We start from the raw sequence: 17,410 nt of genomic DNA, 5'->3' as shown, positions 1-17,410 counted from the left end.
AGGTAGGTTATTAAGTCATTGGAGCTTCTAAAAGCAAAGTTGTTCCTTCTTTTTTTTGAGACGTTATTTTTAATTGTCCATTAATTTCTTTTACGCGAGAGTTAATGTTTTTTAATCCTATTCCAGATTTGGTTTTACTTACATCGAAACCAAACCCGTTGTCTGTTATCGCTATGCAAATTACATCTTTTTTTAATTTAAAACTAATTTTCACAAAGCTAGCGTTAGCATGTTTATGAATGTTATGCAGCGCCTCCTGGATAATTCTGTATATATGTATTTTTGTTTTATTGCTAATTATGTCCCAGTTAATACTATCATCTGGGTTAAACATATATTGCAAATTATAACTTAACGTTTGAGTTTCAACAAGTGTTTTAATAATATCTATAAAACCAGAACCAGAAACAAAATCGGTATTTAATTCGTGCGAAACTTTTCGAATGTCGTGCTCAATATCTTTTAATTCGTTAATGTATTGTTCACGCGCTTTTACAGCTTCGGTACTCGTATTCATATTTAAACTATCTAAACTTAAGCGCGTACCAAAAAGTCTTCCTAGAACCCCATCGTGTAACTCTTGAGAAATTCTTGTTTTTTCTTGAGCTCGAGCTTCTTCTATACTTTCATTTTGAGAAAGCATAAGGTTATAAATTTCTTCATTGCTTTCTTGTTGCGACTGTTTAAATTGTAATATCTTATTTTTTTCTCGCATGGTTAAAAACAGATATAACAAAATAGATATTGTAATTACGATAATAGAAATTATAAATAATAACTTAACCTCTTTTTCTTTTTGAGCATTTTCTTTTTCAATTTCATCGGTTTCAAACCTTATTCTAGCTAGTTTATCCCGATTAAAACGCTCTATTTTATGAAGGCTATCGCTTAACTTTATATAGGCATTTAAATACTTATTTGCCGTTTCACCTTCTTCAATATTAGCAATTATAAATAAAGATTTAAGTAAATCGTCGTTATTGTATAATTCAGAAAGGTCTTTGGCTTGATAGGCATAATATCTGGCCGAATCTTTTTTGTTGATATCGTTATAAAATTCTGCTAAATGCTGTTGAATAATTATTGAATTATAAGGGCTATTTATACTATCAAAAATTCTTAAAGCTTTTAAATACAACCCTGGTAACTCTTCATATTTTTTTGATAAATGTAAAGTTTTCGCATAATTACCTAGAGCTAAACCATATACATCTGGGTATTTTCTTATTAAATTTTTATCGTTATATATTTCGTTATAGGTTTTAATAGCCATATTGAATTTACCAGCACGCCTATAAACCTTAAGCATGTTATTTAGAGTTAATCCAATACTTCGTTGGTAATCGCCATTTAATTCTTTTTTTAAATTTAAAGATGTTTGGTAATATTTTATGGCCTGATCGAACTGATCTAACTCATCGAATACTACTCCTAAATTATTATAAGTATATGCTTTGTATTGCTTAACATTGTTTGTTTCGTTTAATGTATTTAGCAAGGTTAACACCTCGATAGATGTAGATTCGCTTCCGGTATAATCTTTATGATATGTCTGGCAAACGGCAATACCGTACATAGTTATTGCAACGTTATACGTTAAATTATAGGCCCTGAAAACCTTTTCGGCTTTTTGAAAATATACTAAAGCACTATCGCTAAACAACGACTTCCGATAAAGTTCTCCAATTTTATAATGCGTTTCTGCTATAGCCACCGAATCCCGAGAAGGGATTTTATATATACTAGATTTTACCGATTCAATTTGTTGTAAAACCTTAGTGTTTTGCGCATTTAGCAAAGGTGCACTTAACAGAAATACAAAAACAATATGCCTTAAAACGCCCAATTATAGTAGAAAATTTAATACTCAAATGTATTTAATTTTTAGCTATTTAAATAAAAAAACCTCGATTTGTTATTAATCGAGGTTCGTTTATTTATGAGATTCAGATTAAATTAATCTAAACCATTACCACCAGTGTATGGCGTTTCTTCGGTTTCAGGTGATTGTAAAACGTCATCTTCGTTTAAATCTTGCTTTGTACAAGATGCTACAGTTAAAAAAAGAGTTGCTAAAATAAAAGTAATTCTTACGGCTTTCATATTAATTTCGATTAAAAGGTTAACTATTTATAAAATATTAAAAAACTCATACCCAAAGACTTTAACAAAGTCTTGATTTTTTTTCGAGGGATAAATGGAATAATTAACCTTAAACCGAAGCACACAAACTGCCTGCGATTTGATAAATTTTACTACGAGGGAATAAGCAATAATGCTTATTGGGATTAATTTTAATAAATTGAACTAAGGGAATTTAATTATGCTCAATCTAGTTAAAGCTAATATATACCAACTAAATTGATAAATTACAAAAAATTAGACAAACAACATCTAAAACAAGATAAAAACATGTATTTTATCGATAAAGAGAGATTTATACTACAAAATAGATTTAGTTTTCACCAAACTTGTTTTAATTATATTGGTTTTAACATCGTCGCTTGCTGGTGTGTTGTGCATGCGCTGTATAAGTAATTGAGCGGCAGTTTCTCCAATAGTTTTTGCATGTTGCCTAATAGTAGTAAGTTGTGGTAAAGTATGGTTAGAATCAGATTTACTTGCAAACGCTATTACAGAAATATCTTTTGGAACTTTTAAGCCTAAATTTACGGCTGTATTTAAAGCTATTATTCCTGAAGAACTATCGGCAGCCAAAACAGCATCAATTCCTGGATTCTTTTTAAAAAAGGATTTAATTTTCTTTTGATGGTCGTCTTTCTTCTTTATTTTTAAAACTAAAGGCTCTTGGTTTTTATGTTCTAGAATTGCTTTGTTGTAACCGCGCTCCCTAAGTTTACCAACGCTTAAATCGTTTATACAACTTATAAATGCAATTTTTTTTCGGTTTTCTCCAAATAAAAGTTGTGTGGCGTTATAGGTAGCATCAAAATCATCAACAATAACTTTATCGCACATAACATCGTGCGCTACTCTATCGAACATTACAATAGGTAAACCTTGATTAATGGTTTTTTTAAAATGCTCTACTTCGTTTGTTATTTGAGTTTCTTCGGCTACAGATAAAATAAAACCATCAACACTTCCACTAGCTAAAAGTTGTAAGCCTTCTTTTTCTTTTTTTAAAGATTCGTTAGAAATACACGTAATAATATTATAGCCATGTTTATTCGCTTCGCGCTCTATACCAAAAAGCACTTTTGCCAAAAACCTATTTAAAATATTAGGAATAATTACACCTATGGTTTTTGTTTTATTTTGTTTTAAACTTAATGCAACCTTATTGGGTTTATAGTTATACAATTCAGCAAGTTCTTTTACACGCTTTATTGTTGCTTCACCAATTTCTTCACTGTTGTTTAATGCTTTAGAAACTGTGGAGATTGAAACGTTTAATTCTTTTGCCAATTGCTTTAGTGTAACCATAAATACCCGAATTTAAGTGCCGCAATTTACAAAATAACTCTTTTGATTTAACGAAAAAAGAAAACCCTTAACAAAATATGCTAAGGACTTTATTAAAAACTAACTCAAAAAAATAAATATTAAAATGTTGTTTCGCCTTCGTTTGGTTGATACACATAGTTAAACGTGTAATATTGCGAATCGCTGGAGGTATCGCTATCTAAATAATAACTTAAAATTTCAACTTTTGCATAGGTGTTGTTGCTTGTTTTAACCACTAGTATTTTACCTGCAATTGGTGAAATAATGTGTGTGGTATAATCGTAACTGTACCAACCATTTTCCGATCCTGTTGTTATTGCTAAACCATCGGTTTCGCTATCGCTAACAAATAATGAGGTGTCAACTTCTGTAATACTACTTAAAGTGCCTGATGCTATATATACACCTGCTGTTCCGGTTCGTTCTGGCTCATCATCTGAGACAGCGGTTCCTCCATTTACCAAGATTGTTGTACCACGAAAGGCTAAATCCCAACTATCATCTGTTACAATGCTTCCACTTTCAAAAGAAAAGCGCGTATATTCTCCTGTAATGGTTGCAGGTGTTGTAGTGTAATCTGCCGTTTGTACTGCTGCTAAATTACTAACCGTAGCAGTTTCTGTTTCTAATAATTCGTTTTCATCTCCTGAGTTATCATCTGTACTACAAGAGGTAAACGCTGCAAATAAAGCTAAGCATGCAAAGTATTTAATTGTTTTCATAAGATATATTAAAATTTAATGTTGATTTTTCCGTATAAAATGCGTCCCGGTATATTGGTTATATTCTGAGTATCGGTGAAATCAAAAAGGTTATCTGCACCAATACCAACCGTGTAATTTTTATAAAAAGTTTTATTTACCGCGACATCTATAACCGAATAACCCGATACAAAATCATCGTAATCATCTAAATACAAATTATCGTTAGTATCATATAAAGCGTATTTACTTCGGTAAGTCGCTCTAAGGTTTGCATCTAAATTTATTTTCGGAATATTATAGAACACTTTAAAGTTCGCCATATGTCTAGATTGGTTATACAACCCAAAATAATCTGACTCTTGTAGTTGAAAAGAAGATCCGCTTTCGTTTCTAGCAAAAACCTCATCATTCTTAAATGCATTTTCGGCTTCTTTATCTTTTGCATAAAGCAATTGGTAACCTCCTGAAATTTTTAAGTTATTATTAGGTTTCCAGTGTGCATTAAACTCGGCACCTTGTGTGTAAACTTGGTTTACGTTATAATAACTAAACACGTTTTGGCCGTTGGTTTTTGTTGCTATAACTTGGGTGTCTATTAAATCTTCTATTAAATTGCTAAAGATGTTTACAGATAATTTTAAAGAAGAAGCAATCTTATAATCTACACCAAAATTTATACTTACTGAACTTTCTGGATAAAGCGCATCGTTGTAATTTGAAATTGGAACTATAATATTTTCTATTTCACCTTGTTCCTCTAATTCTGGAATTTTTGTAGTTACTGTGTTATAACCTAAAACCGTATAACCCACGGTTGAGTTTATAAAATCGAAATACAGTTGCCTAAAATCTGGAGCTTTATAGCCATAACCTACAGAACCTTTTACCGCCAGTTTTGTATTAATTTTATAACGCAAAGCGGCTTTAGGACTAAATTGAGATTTGTATTTATTATGACTATCGAAACGAGCACCAAGAATTACATTTAGGTTTTCATTTAAATAACCATCATATTGTAAATACACGTAAGGCGAATTAAAAATTGGGGTACTTGTAAAATAAGTTCTATCTAAAGTTTCATGGCTAAACCCTAAACCACCTGTAAAAGTTGTTTTTGCTGTTGGTTTAAAATTAGCTCTAATTTCGGGGCGAACTAAAAAATGATTGTAATAACTATTACTGTATAAGCTACCATCATTATTATTTAAATATTCTTCGGCTTTATATCTTGAAGCATAAAACTTGAAGTAACTACTCCATTTATTATTGTAATCATGATTTAGTTTTACATGTGTATTCCACTCATTAATTTTGCTTTCTCCGGCAATAGTTTCTGAAGCTACATAATCTTGATTTTGATAATAATAACGTCCAGAAGTAGTTAACGATGTTTTATCATTAAATTGATAATTAACCTTTCCGTTTAAAGTATAATTAACAAAAGGTTCTACGGTATTTAAAGCATCTGTTTCGTCGAAATCGTACCCAGAACTACTGTATCTATTTGCAAAAAAACTAGTTGCTAATTTTTTCTTTGAATAGTTAATTGAAGTGTTTAAATCGTTTGTATTAAAAGCGCCCAATCTGTAATTTAAGTCGGTTTTAAAACCTGGCTTAGGGTTTTCTGTAATTATGTTAATAACACCACCAAGTGCATTGCTACCATATAAACTAGACGACGCGCCTTTTACAATTTCAATCTGTTTTATGTTGCCAACAGTAAGTCTAGAAATATCTAAAGTTCCAGCAGAACGGCCAATTAGCGGTACACCATCAACCAAAATTAAAGTGTATTGAGAATCTAAACCTTGAAGTTGAATGCCCTCTCCTCCACCAAAATCTGGAACGGTAATTAATCCGGTTTGTTCGTTTAAAATATCGTTTAACCTAATGGAATTAGATTGAATAATATCTGCTTTCGATACAATTTGAGCTGGTAAAGGAAGCGAAGATAACTGCCTAACCGTTCGAGTGGCCGTTACCATAACTTCTTCTAAAGCTTCGGGAACAGAATCTATTACAGTTGTATTCTCATTTTGAGCAATGCCAAAATAACTTACAAAAGCTAAAAAATAAATTATAATTTTATTTTTATTTAGACTCATTCTATTTAAATTTGTCGCAAATATATAAATGTTATTTAAAATCAATCTAAATAAAATGAAAAAAATAGTTATTTTAACTTTAACATTATTATCTATTTCTACGGTAATAGCTCAAAACAAGAAAAAACAAGACCAAAATGCTATTAAAAGCATGTGTGGTTGTTATGAAGTGAACTTTAATTTTGCTGAAACTTTCGAGTATGTTGAAGATTCTACCTACATACCTTCTAAAACCAAACATGATAAAGGTTTAGAATGGGTGCAGCTTGTTGAAGATGGCAATGATAAGATATCTATGCAACATTTATTAATTGTTGGCCCGCCAACACAACCATATATTGTAAAACACTGGAGACAAGATTGGGAATACCAAAACACCAATTTATACCAGTACAACCACGATAACAAATGGGATTTTGTACAACTTTCTAAAAATGACGTTAAAGGGCAATGGACGCAAAAAGTGTTTCAAGTTGATGATAGCCCGCGCTACGAAGGTTCTTCAACCTGGGTTCATGTTGATGGAAAAAGTTATTGGGAAAACGAAACATCGGCTCCATTACCACGTCGTGAATACACAAAACGAAGCGATTATAACGTAACTACCAGAAGAAACCGACACGAAATTGTTGCAAACGGATGGATTCACGACCAAGACAACGATAAAGTAATTCGTGAAGACGGAAAACCAGACGTAATTATTGCACAGGAAAAAGGTTTTAATACTTATGTAAAAGTTGATGATAGTAAGTGTAAAGCAGCTCAAGACTACTGGAAAGAAAACCAAGCTAAATGGGCCATAGTTCGTGCCAAATGGAACGATGTGTTTTCAAGAAATACCGATTTAATACTTGAAGAAAAAGTAGACAACAAAGTATTGTTTAAATATTTATTCGATGCCGAAAACTATAACTCCGCAGAAACAATTAATCCAATAATAGAATCATTTGTAAAAAAATAAGATGAAAAAATCACTATCACTTTTAGCTTTACTACTTTTAGTAACTGTACAAAGCTTTTCGCAGGACAACATATTTTTAAAACGCAAATTTTGGGATACAAAGCCAACTATAAAAACAGTAAAAACTAAAATAGCTGAAGGCAATAATCCTACAGAAGCAAACCAAGCTCATTTTGATGGTTTAGTTTATGCTATTTTACAAAAAGCACCTTACGAAACTTTGGTGTTTATGCAACAACAAGAAGGTAATAGCATTAATAAACTAACACACGATGGCAGAACCTATTTATTTTGGGCAGCCTACAGTGGTAACGATAAATTTATGAGCTACTTGCTTGAAAACGGAGCAAAAACCGATATTAGAGACGATCACGACTACACACCTTTAAATTTTGCAGCAAACGCTGGTGTAACAAACACAAAAGTTTATGATTTACTTATAGCAAAAGGCGCAAATTTAAAAGAAGATGTTAATCACGATGGGGCAAATGCCTTATTATTAGCTATTACTAAAGACGAAGATTTTAAGCTTACCGAGTACTTTACTTCAAAAGGTTTAAGTCTTTCTGATGTTGATGCTAACGGAAACGGCGCATTTAATTACGTAGCAAGAACTGGTAATACCGAACTTTTAAATAAACTTGTAGCTAAAGGCATAAAAGGTAACGACCAAGCTTTTACTTTTGCTGCCATGGGACAAAGACGCGCTTTTAACGACGTTAGTGTTTTTAAATATTTAGAAGCTCAAGGTTTAAACCCAAATACTACAAACCACGACAACGAAACACCTTTACACATTGCAGCAGCTCGTAGCAAAGATGTAAACGTTATAAACTATTTAATAAGTAAAGGTTTAAGTGTTAACGCTACAGATAAACATGGTAATACACCATTTTTAAATGCGGTTACTAGAAACGATTTAAGTGTTGTTAAAGCGCTTTATAAAAACGTAAAAGATATCAACTTAAAAAACAACAACGGCGAAACTGCACTAATGCTTGCTGTACAATCTAATAAAGCTGATGTGGTTACTTTTTTAGCTGAAAACAAGGCCGATTTAAATGCTACCGATAATAAAGGAAATAACCTTTCATATTATTTAGTTAGTAACTACTCAAAACGTTCTGAAAAAGATTTCACCGAAAAATTAGAAACTTTAAAAACTTTAGATTACAACTTAAGTACTCCTCAAAAAAATGGTAATACTTGGTATCATTTTGCTATCGAAAAAAATAGTTTTAAGTTACTTCAATTAGCTTCAGAATTTAATCAAGATATAAACGCTAAAAACAGTGAAGGTAATACGGCTTTACTTTTAGCTGCAATGAAAGCTAAAGACGATAAAATTTTAAAATATTTAATTAAAAACGGAGCAAACAAAACGGCTACTACCGATTTTGAAGAAACAGCCTTCGATTTAGCTAAAGAAAACGAACTACTTAGAGCGAATAACGTTTCTGTAGACTTTTTAAAATAACTAAAATATAGTCATCCTGAGCGCGTTTCAGGATCTTAAAAAATACACGAATATGAAATTAAAATATATAACGCTTTTAAGTGTAATATTGCTAAGCTTAGTCGCTTTTACAACATCAGAATCTACAAAATACAAGTGCATGATTCAAATGACAAATTATACAGGTCATGGCGCTTACGTAGTTATTTCGCTTATTAATCCAGAAGGCGAATACGACGAAACCTTATATGTAAAAGGTGATGATGATGAATGGTTTAACACCGTTGAAGAATGGTGGAAATTCTACGGAAAAAAACGTAACAATATCGACGCTATTACGGGTGAAACTATTGCTGGTGGCGAACGTGCTATTGAAGTTATAAATATTGAAGATTCTAAAATTGATGCTGGATACAGTATTCGTTTTGAAACTGCAGTTGAAGATGATGAATACATTGTTGAAGATGTTCAATTCGAGCTAACTTCTGCAAACATTAAAGCAAAACACGAAGGCAAAGGCTTTATTCGCTACATTCGAATGATGCCAAATTAAATCGTTAAAACGTTTGAAGCTTTAATAATCGCTTCAAACGCAAAAAATAAGTCTTAAAACATTAAGATATGACCATTTCCATTTGGAGATACAGCCATTTAGCCTTGGCTGTATCTTCTTTTGTTTTTATAATACTTGCTTCGGTAACCGGGATAATTCTGGGGTTTCAACCTATTTCAGAACAACTTCAACCCTACAACACCGAAAACCTTAACAACATTACAGTTGCTGAAACCATTGCGGTTTTTAAAGCAACTTATCCGGAAATTATTGATATAAAAGTTGATGATAACGATTTTGTTATCGCATCGGTTTTTACAGAAGATGGCGATAATTTAGAGGGTTATTTTAACCCAAAAACCGCTCAATTTTTAGGCGAAGAAATAAAACCTTCAAAGTTTTTTCAATGGGTAACCAGTTTACATCGTTCGTTATTTTTAAAAAGTGTTGGTCGTTTTTTTGTTGGGCTTTGCTCCTTTTTATTGTTTTTAATTGCCATTACCGGAACCGTTTTAATTTTAAAACGCCAACGTGGTATTAAGCAGTTTTTTGCCAAAATTGTAAACGATAATTTCAACCAATATTGGCATGTGGTTTTAGGGCGTTTGTTGCTAATTCCTATTTTAATTATTACAGCAACTGGTGTGTATTTATCGCTCGATAAGTTTCAATTACTTCCAGAAAACAAAACTGAACATTCTATTGATTTTGATGCTGTTTCTGAAACACCAAAAGTTGAACTTTCTGAAATTGAAGCATTTAAAAACACGCCACTTTCCGAAGTAAAAGCTATAGAATTTCCGTTTTCTCCAGATGTTGAAGATTATTTTACGCTAACACTTAAAACCAAAGAACTTCTTATAAATCAAATTACTGGCACTGTTTTAAGTGAAACTAAAACACCGTTAGTTAATATTTTTACCAATCTAAGTTTAAATCTGCATACCGGAAAAGGCAGTATTTTATGGTCGGTTATTTTAATTATTGCCTCAATAAACATTCTGTTTTTTATTTATTCGGGCTTCGCGATGACTTTAAACCGACGAAAAACGCGCATAAAAAACAAATACAAATCCGATAAGGCTGATATTATAATTCTTGTTGGCTCGGAAAACGGAAGTACTTTTACTTTTGCTAACGCATTTTACAAAGCACTAATTTCTAAAGGTGAAAAAGCATTTATTACCGAAATGAATGACTTCACCAATTTTCCTGAAGCCAAACAAATGGTAATAATAACCGCAACTTATGGCCAAGGTGAAGCGCCAACAAACGCGAATCAATTCTTAAAAAAGTTTAAAACTGAAAATATAAAAGACGATTTAAAATTTTCGGTAGTTGGTTTCGGGGCTTTGGCTTATCCAGATTTTTGCAAATTTGCCATAGATGTTGATAAAACACTTCAGCAAAAACACCAGCAACTATTACCTATTTTTACCATTAACGATAAATCGGTTGAAGCTTTTAACCAATGGACCTCACAATGGAGCGATGCTTCTGGTATTCCTGTTAAAATTGCAGAACAGGCTTTAGCTACAAAACCCAAACAACTTAAAAAAATAAAGGTTTTAAGTAAAACCAAAACAAATACCGACGATACGTTTTTACTCACTTTTAAACCCAAAAAACATCACAAGTTCACTTCTGGAGATTTGCTTGCTATTTACCCAAAAAACGATCATTGCGAACGGTTGTACTCTATTGGAAAAGTAAATGGCAACATTCAATTAAGTGTAAAACTTCATAAAAACGGTTTTGGCTCTGGGTTTTTGTTTACTTCAGAAGTAAACGAAAAAATAAAAGCGCGTTTGGTAAAAAATTCAGCATTTCATTTTCCTAAAAACGCTTCCAAAGTTATAATGATTGCAAACGGTACCGGAGTTGCTCCTTTTTTAGGCATGCTTAATCAAAATAAAAATACAACAACGCATTTGTATTTAGGTTTGCGTACCGAGGCTTCATTTCAGCTTTATAAAAATGACATTGATGGATTTATTTCATCTGAAAAATTAAACACATTTAACTTAGCATTATCTCGCGAAAATGAGAAACAATACGTGCAAGATCTTCTTTTAAATGATGCTGAAGCTATTGCAAAAACATTATATGGCAATGGCATTATTATGGTTTGTGGCTCGCTTGCCATGTACAAAAGTGTTTTGGCTGTGCTAGAAGATATTGTTACAAAATTCAACAACAAACCTTTAAGTTACTACCAAAATAAGCAGCAAATTAAAAGTGATTGCTACTAAAACACGCAGCTTTACAAATCACAATTCATTGTAAAATAGCTACTACAACCAAAAAGTATACATAATTCGAAAAATTGTGTAAGTGGCAACGTCTACTCCAAGGTTACCTTTGTCCTATTATTTTAAATCATTAAAAAAATTAGGTGATGAGTACAACTAAATTTGGAAAAAAAGGGTGGACACCCGACAGAATAAAAAACTTAAGCGGAAAAACATTTGTTATAACTGGTACAACCAGCGGTACCGGTTTTGAAGCTGCAAAAATATTACTATCTAAAGGCGCAAAAGTTGTGATGCTTAACCGTAATATACAAAAAGCAGAAGCCACAATAGCCACATTAAAACAAGAAATTGGTAATACTATTAATGTTACTAATATTCGCATGGATTTAGCATCGCAAGAATCGGTAAAAGAAGCCGCAGCAGAAGTGCTTAAAACCGTACCACAAATAGATGCCTTAATGCTAAATGCTGCCATTGCACAAGTACCTAAACAAACCTTTACGGTAGATGGTTTAGAAAGCCAAATGGGTGTAAACCATTATAGCAATTTTTTATTACAAGCATTGCTTTTTCCTAGAATTGAAGCCTCAAACGGGCGCATTGTAACTGTTGGGAGTATGGGTTATAACTTAGGAATAAAAACCATTCAGTTCGACGATTTAAACTGGGATAAAAACTACAATCCAAACGGTGTTTATAGCCAAAGTAAATTAGCGCAAATAATGACGGCTTACCAACTACAAGATAAATTAAAACAAGCAGGAATAACCAATGTAAAAACATATGCTTGTCACCCAGGGGCTTCAAGCACATCGTTAATTAAAACCAGCGGTAGTTTATTAACTCGTTTTGTTTGGCAAATTATGAAGTTAACACCTATGGTACAATCGGCAGAACGAGGCGCATACCCAGAATTAATGTGTGCCACAGAACCCGATTTAGATCAAGCAGGGTTTTACGGGCCAACAGGAAAAAATTACTGGACAGGACCAGTTGGTGAATGTAAATTAGAACCACACGCCAAAGACAAAGCTGTAATGCAAAAACTTTGGACTGTTTCTGAAGACGCATTAGGTATAAAATGGAATGTTTAAATTTGAATAAACCAATAACTTAAATTATGGATATTTTAAAAATAGCTACCGATTGGGCTAAAACCGAAGTGTTCTCAACCCGATTTTTTATAATTTTCGCCATTTTGTTTCTAATTGCAAGTGTTGGTTTTTGGCAATTAGGAAAAACCGAAATAGCTAAAGCTTACATAATACCAACCTTAGTTGCTGGAGCCCTACTTTTAACAATTGGACTTGGATTATTTTACACCAACAAAACTAGAATAAAACAATTTGAAAAAGCCTATAATAACAACGCTATTACTTTTGTTGAAGCAGAGCTTGAGCGTGCCGAAAGCACTTTAAAAGAATATAAAAACGTAGTGTTTACTGCCATACCAATAATTATAGCAACATGTGCCTTGTTAATTATATTTTTAAAAACGCCTATTTGGCGAGCAAGTATGATTACAACTATTGCAATGCTCGTAGTTATTTTATTAATTGATGGCACCGCACATGGCAGAATCGATGCTTATAATAAACAATTAATCGCCGTTAAAAACCAACTTAAAAATTAATATGCAACATTTTAAAACACTATCGGCTTATTTAGATTATCTGGAATTACCACGACCAGAACATCCTATGTTTAGTGTATTTACGGCATCAGGCGATGGTTTTTTACCTTGCCCAAAAGAAAGTTCGCCACCCATTACCAACGATTGCTATTCCATTAGTTTAAAAAAAATTATAAAAGGCGATTTAAATTATGGCCGAACCAAATACGATTTTACCAACGGTGCTTTAATTTTTATTGCACCAAGGCAAGTGATGCAATGGGATGAAAGTGTAGTTTACAACCAAAAAGGGTTTTCAATAAATTTTCATGAAGATTTTTTAAAAGGCACAGAATTAGCACATCAAATTAAAAAATATAGTTTCTTTTCTTACGCGGCAAACGAAGCGCTTCATTTATCACCGAAGGAAGAAAAACAAATAGAATCCATAGTAGAAAATATAAATATTGAATACCAAAACAATCAAGACGAATTTAGTAAGGACATTATTATTTCGCAGTTAAGCACGCTATTAAAATATGCTAATCGCTTTTACGAAAGGCAGTTTTTAAACCGCAAAGAATTATCAAACGACTTATTAGAACAGTTTAATAAGCAATTATCTATTTATTTTGATTCGGGTGAAATTCAAGAAAATGGTATTCCAAGTATAGAACAAATTGCGCACAAACTATCGGTTTCACAGCGTTATTTAAGCGATACGCTTAAAAAGGAAACCGGAAAAACTTCCACCGAACATTTACAACTCTACTTAATTGACGAAGCTAAGAATAGGTTGCTAAATCCAAGTAAAACCATATCTGAAGTCGCTTTTGAATTAGGCTTTGAATATCCGCCGTACTTTTCAAGATTATTTAAAAAGAAGGCAGGCATTAGCCCAAAAGCATATCGTGAAAAATATAGAATGAATTAAAATTAAGCTTCTTTTTCGTTTAAAAAGAAAAGCAATAAAAATAAAAATCCAATATAAGTCATTTGAAGCCCAACATTAGCCCAATTTTCTGCAAAACAAGAGCCAACTACTAAAATATTCATTAAAACAAAAGCCGCAATAATCGTTTGTTTTGCAAACTTGTTAATTATTAATAAGGCACCAATAGCTATTTCGGCAAACGGAATTATGTAAGCCAATGGTGTTACAAATAATTCTGGCAATAGTGTTTCGGAAAAACCAGCCTGCATTCCAGCAACAAATTTACTAAGCTTTGGCAACCTAACAACACCATGAAAAAAGTAATTAATCCCAAACGACAACTGTAATAATGCTACCGCAAGACCTTTATTGGTTAAATTTTTGAACATATTATTAATATTAAAAAACCGACTTAAAAACTTAAGTCGGTTATATTTTTGTTTCTTACAGAAAATGTATTCTTATTTAAAACGGCTTATTACAATCCAAATAACTTAGGCAACCATAAAGTTAACTGCGGAAAATAAGTTACTAAAAACATAGCAAAAATCATCGCTAGAAACAATGGTATTAAAGGTTTTATCACCTTTTGAATGGTTGTTTTTGCCACACCAACACCAACAAATAACACCGAACCTACCGGTGGTGTACAAAGCCCAACACATAAATTAAGCACTATAATAATTCCAAATTGAATTGGATCCATACCCAACTTGGTAACCACAGGTAAAAATATTGGTGTAAATATGAGAACCGCTGGTGTTATATCCATAAAAATACCTACAAATAATAATAGTAAATTTATAATAAGTAAAACGATGATTTTGTTGTCGCTTATACCTAATAAAAGTGAGCTAATGTTTTGCGGAATATTTTCGTAAGACATAACCCATGACATACTCATGGAAGCACCAATTAATAACATTACAATAGCTGTTGTTGCAGAAGAATCTAATAAAATCTCTGGTAAAGATTTAAGTGAAATTTCTTTATAAGCAAACCCTAAAACTAATGTGTATAATACCGCTATAGCTGAAGCTTCGGTTGCTGTAAAAACACCTGTAATAATACCTCCAATTACAATAACTAGCAAAAATAAACTTGGTACAGCATCAATAAATGTTTTAAAAACTTGTTTTATCGAGCTTCTTTCTCCTAGTTTATATTTCTTCTTTTTAGCCCAAAACATGGCTACAATCATTAAAAATAAACCCGTTAAAATACCAGGAATATAACCCGCTAAAAATAAGGCAGCAATAGATACACCACCACTTGCCAAAGAATAAACGATTAAAACATTACTTGGCGGAATAATTAATCCTGTGGTAGACGAGGTAATATTAACTGCCGCACCAAACTCTTTGGAATAGCCTTCTTTTTCCATTTCCGGCCCTAAAATACTCCCCATAGCAGATGCCGACGCCATTGCAGAACCCGCAATAGCTCCCATTAGCATAGCCCCAATAACATTTATAAGTGCTAGACCTCCAGGTAACGAACCTACAAGAGATTTAGCAAAGGCTATTAGTCTATGAGCTATTCCGCCTTTGTTCATGAGTTGGCCCGAGAGCACAAAAAAGGGTATGGCTAGTAAAGAAAAACTATCTAAACCTGTACCCATACGTTGCGATATAGTTGTAAATGCTGGTAATGCAGGAATACTAGCTAACATGGTTAAAACCGATGAAATGGCAATACTCCAAGCCACTGGCATTCCTATAGCCAATAACCCAACAAAACTTAATACTAAAACAATAATTGGTATATATTCCATGGCTATAAAATGTTTTTAATGTCTGAAACTTTGTAATAAATAATCAACAATCCACTTACGGGAATAGCGGCGTAAACCACGGCCAATGGCATTTGTAACGCTGGCGAAAACTGATCGAGTATATACGTGATATAAACCAATCGAGAACCTCCAATTACCATAGCTAACAAAGCAAATACAATTATTAAAATATAAACTAATAGTTTAATTTTCTTTTGCGTTTTACTGCTTGATCGTAAGGGTAACACATCGATTGCCACATGCATATTACGACCAGAAACATAGGCTGCACCAAGAATGCCTAGCCAAATCATTAAATACCGTGCTAACTCGTCGGTAAACGAACTTGGCGTACCCATAACAAATCTGGTAAAAACTTGCCAAAGTACATTTATAACCATCACTCCCATGATGATTATTAAGGCATTGCCTAAAATTTTGTCTATTTTTTTTCTTAATTCCATCTTATTTAGTGTTTTTAATGCGTTGGACTAAACTATACATATCTTTATCCTTTTTAACAGTGGTGTAAACATCCTCAACTTTTTCAGAAAACAATGTTTTGTCTGGATATATAATTTCTACACCAGCCTTTTGCACTTCGTTGAGTGCTTCTTGCTCGGCTTCGTGCCATAATTTTCTTTGGTAAACAACCGAGTTATTAACGGCAGTTTGGAGCCATTTTTTTTCTTGATCGTTTAAATCGTTCCAAATATGCGTTCCAATAATTAAAACGTCTGGTAATACAGTATGTTCATCTAAGGTGTAATATTTACACACTTCGTAGTGTCTAGACAGGTAAAAACTTGGCGGATTGTTTTCAGCACCATCAACAACACCTTGCTGCAACGATGTGTATAATTCTCCCCAAGAAATTGGTGTTGCAGAACCTCCTAAACTGTTTACCATATTCATGGCGGTAACACTTTCCATTACACGGATTTTTAAGCCTTTTAAATCGTCTGGATTGTTTACTGGTTTTTCTTTGGTATAAAAACTACGACTTCCGGCATCGTAATAGGCTAAACCTTTAAGCCAATATTGTGTACCTTCATCTAACAATTCTTGACCAATTGCTCCGTCTAGAATTTGATTAACATGAGCTTTATCTCTAAATAAAAATGGAAGTCCGAAAACTTTCATTCTCGGCGCAAAATTTTCCATTACACCCACCGAAACTTTAGTCATATCAAGGCTTCCTATTTGTAACAATTCAATACATTCGCGCTCGGTACCTAACTGCTGACTTGGGTAAATTTCAATTTGCATTTTACCACCTGATATTTCGGCTAAATCTTCGCCCATTTTCACCATAGCTTTATGAACCGAGTGGTTAACATCGAGTCCGTGAGCTAATTTTATTGTTCTATTTTCGCTAAGTTGACCACAACTCGTAAACAAAAAAACAGTTGTTATAAATAATATCAGGTTTCTCATTTTTAGTTTAGTTTTGGTTGTTTTTTATTTTCTTAAGTCTTTAATAATGCTTAATGCACTAGCCACTTTTTTAGTTAGTGTATCGAAATCTTGGTTAGCTACAATTTCTTTTGAAATTAATTGCGACCCCATACCTACACATGTTACTCCT

The 17,410-nt window shown here is 32.7% G+C and carries 16 protein-coding genes and 1 pseudogene; 7 read left to right on the top strand and 10 right to left on the bottom strand.

What is annotated here, in order from left to right:
- Positions 1-10: 10 nt before the first annotated feature.
- The 5 genes from LG651_RS04835 to LG651_RS04815 all read right to left on the bottom strand — a co-directional run bounded on the left by LG651_RS04835 (position 11) and on the right by LG651_RS04815 (position 6,277).
- Complete coding sequence (locus tag LG651_RS04835; RefSeq protein WP_226695026.1) at positions 11-1,846, bottom strand: tetratricopeptide repeat-containing sensor histidine kinase; 1,836 nt, start codon at positions 1,844-1,846, stop codon at positions 11-13.
- 110 nt (positions 1,847-1,956) lie between these two features.
- Entirely contained in the window at positions 1,957-2,103 is a 147-nt protein-coding gene (locus LG651_RS04830) for a hypothetical protein (RefSeq protein ID WP_226695025.1), read from the bottom strand.
- Between the two features lie 339 nt (positions 2,104-2,442).
- Complete coding sequence (locus tag LG651_RS04825) at positions 2,443-3,447, bottom strand: LacI family DNA-binding transcriptional regulator (RefSeq protein WP_226544245.1); 1,005 nt, start codon at positions 3,445-3,447, stop codon at positions 2,443-2,445.
- Between the two features lie 119 nt (positions 3,448-3,566).
- Entirely contained in the window at positions 3,567-4,190 is a 624-nt protein-coding gene (locus tag LG651_RS04820; protein ID WP_226695024.1) for an HmuY family protein, read from the bottom strand.
- 8 nt (positions 4,191-4,198) lie between these two features.
- On the bottom strand, positions 4,199-6,277 hold the full coding sequence (locus LG651_RS04815; protein WP_226695023.1) for a TonB-dependent receptor plug domain-containing protein: 2,079 nt from the start codon (positions 6,275-6,277) through the stop codon (positions 4,199-4,201).
- 55 nt (positions 6,278-6,332) lie between these two features.
- On the opposite strand from LG651_RS04815, the gene LG651_RS04810 reads away from it, so the two are divergent.
- From LG651_RS04810 to LG651_RS04780, 7 genes are all read left to right on the top strand, one after another.
- Positions 6,333-7,238, top strand: a complete 906-nt coding sequence (locus tag LG651_RS04810) for a DUF6607 family protein (protein ID WP_226695022.1) — start codon at positions 6,333-6,335, stop codon at positions 7,236-7,238.
- A gap of 1 nt (position 7,239) precedes the next feature.
- Complete coding sequence (locus LG651_RS04805; RefSeq protein WP_226695021.1) at positions 7,240-8,715, top strand: ankyrin repeat domain-containing protein; 1,476 nt, start codon at positions 7,240-7,242, stop codon at positions 8,713-8,715.
- Between the two features lie 52 nt (positions 8,716-8,767).
- A complete protein-coding gene (locus tag LG651_RS04800; RefSeq protein WP_044630918.1) occupies positions 8,768-9,247 on the top strand; it encodes a DUF2271 domain-containing protein in 480 nt (159 codons plus the stop codon).
- A 68-nt stretch (positions 9,248-9,315) separates the two neighbouring features.
- Positions 9,316-11,499 (top strand): PepSY domain-containing protein, encoded by a 2,184-nt coding sequence (locus LG651_RS04795; RefSeq protein WP_226695020.1) that lies wholly within the window; start codon positions 9,316-9,318, stop codon positions 11,497-11,499.
- Positions 11,500-11,645: 146 nt separating this feature from the next.
- Positions 11,646-12,596, top strand: a complete 951-nt coding sequence (locus LG651_RS04790; protein ID WP_226695019.1) for an SDR family oxidoreductase — start codon at positions 11,646-11,648, stop codon at positions 12,594-12,596.
- Between the two features lie 26 nt (positions 12,597-12,622).
- Positions 12,623-13,135 carry a hypothetical protein gene (locus LG651_RS04785; RefSeq protein WP_226695018.1) on the top strand — a complete coding sequence of 171 codons (513 nt, stop codon included), beginning with the start codon at positions 12,623-12,625 and terminating at the stop codon, positions 13,133-13,135.
- 1 nt (position 13,136) lies between these two features.
- A complete protein-coding gene (locus LG651_RS04780) occupies positions 13,137-14,048 on the top strand; it encodes a helix-turn-helix domain-containing protein (RefSeq protein ID WP_226695017.1) in 912 nt (303 codons plus the stop codon).
- A gap of 2 nt (positions 14,049-14,050) precedes the next feature.
- Here LG651_RS04780 and LG651_RS04775 read toward each other — a convergent pair whose 3' ends face one another.
- The 5 genes and pseudogenes from LG651_RS04775 to LG651_RS04755 form a co-directional block, all read right to left on the bottom strand.
- Entirely contained in the window at positions 14,051-14,437 is a 387-nt protein-coding gene (locus LG651_RS04775; RefSeq protein WP_226695016.1) for a MauE/DoxX family redox-associated membrane protein, read from the bottom strand.
- Between the two features lie 89 nt (positions 14,438-14,526).
- On the bottom strand, positions 14,527-15,822 hold the full coding sequence (locus tag LG651_RS04770; protein ID WP_226695015.1) for a TRAP transporter large permease: 1,296 nt from the start codon (positions 15,820-15,822) through the stop codon (positions 14,527-14,529).
- A gap of 2 nt (positions 15,823-15,824) precedes the next feature.
- The gene (locus LG651_RS04765; protein ID WP_226695014.1) at positions 15,825-16,286 is read right to left on the bottom strand and encodes a TRAP transporter small permease; all 462 of its coding nucleotides are present in this window, start codon (positions 16,284-16,286) and stop codon (positions 15,825-15,827) included.
- A gap of 1 nt (position 16,287) precedes the next feature.
- Positions 16,288-17,259: a TRAP transporter substrate-binding protein gene (locus tag LG651_RS04760; protein ID WP_226695013.1), complete on the bottom strand. Its 972-nt coding sequence runs from the start codon at positions 17,257-17,259 to the stop codon at positions 16,288-16,290.
- A 24-nt stretch (positions 17,260-17,283) separates the two neighbouring features.
- Positions 17,284-17,410: pseudogene (locus LG651_RS04755) on the bottom strand (bifunctional 4-hydroxy-2-oxoglutarate aldolase/2-dehydro-3-deoxy-phosphogluconate aldolase); the annotation flags it as partial.

The sequence above is a fragment of the Neotamlana sargassicola genome (assembly GCF_020523965.1).
GTDB classification, from domain to species: Bacteria; Bacteroidota; Bacteroidia; order Flavobacteriales; family Flavobacteriaceae; genus Neotamlana; species Neotamlana sargassicola.
This window is presented reverse-complemented; position numbering and strand designations above follow the sequence as displayed.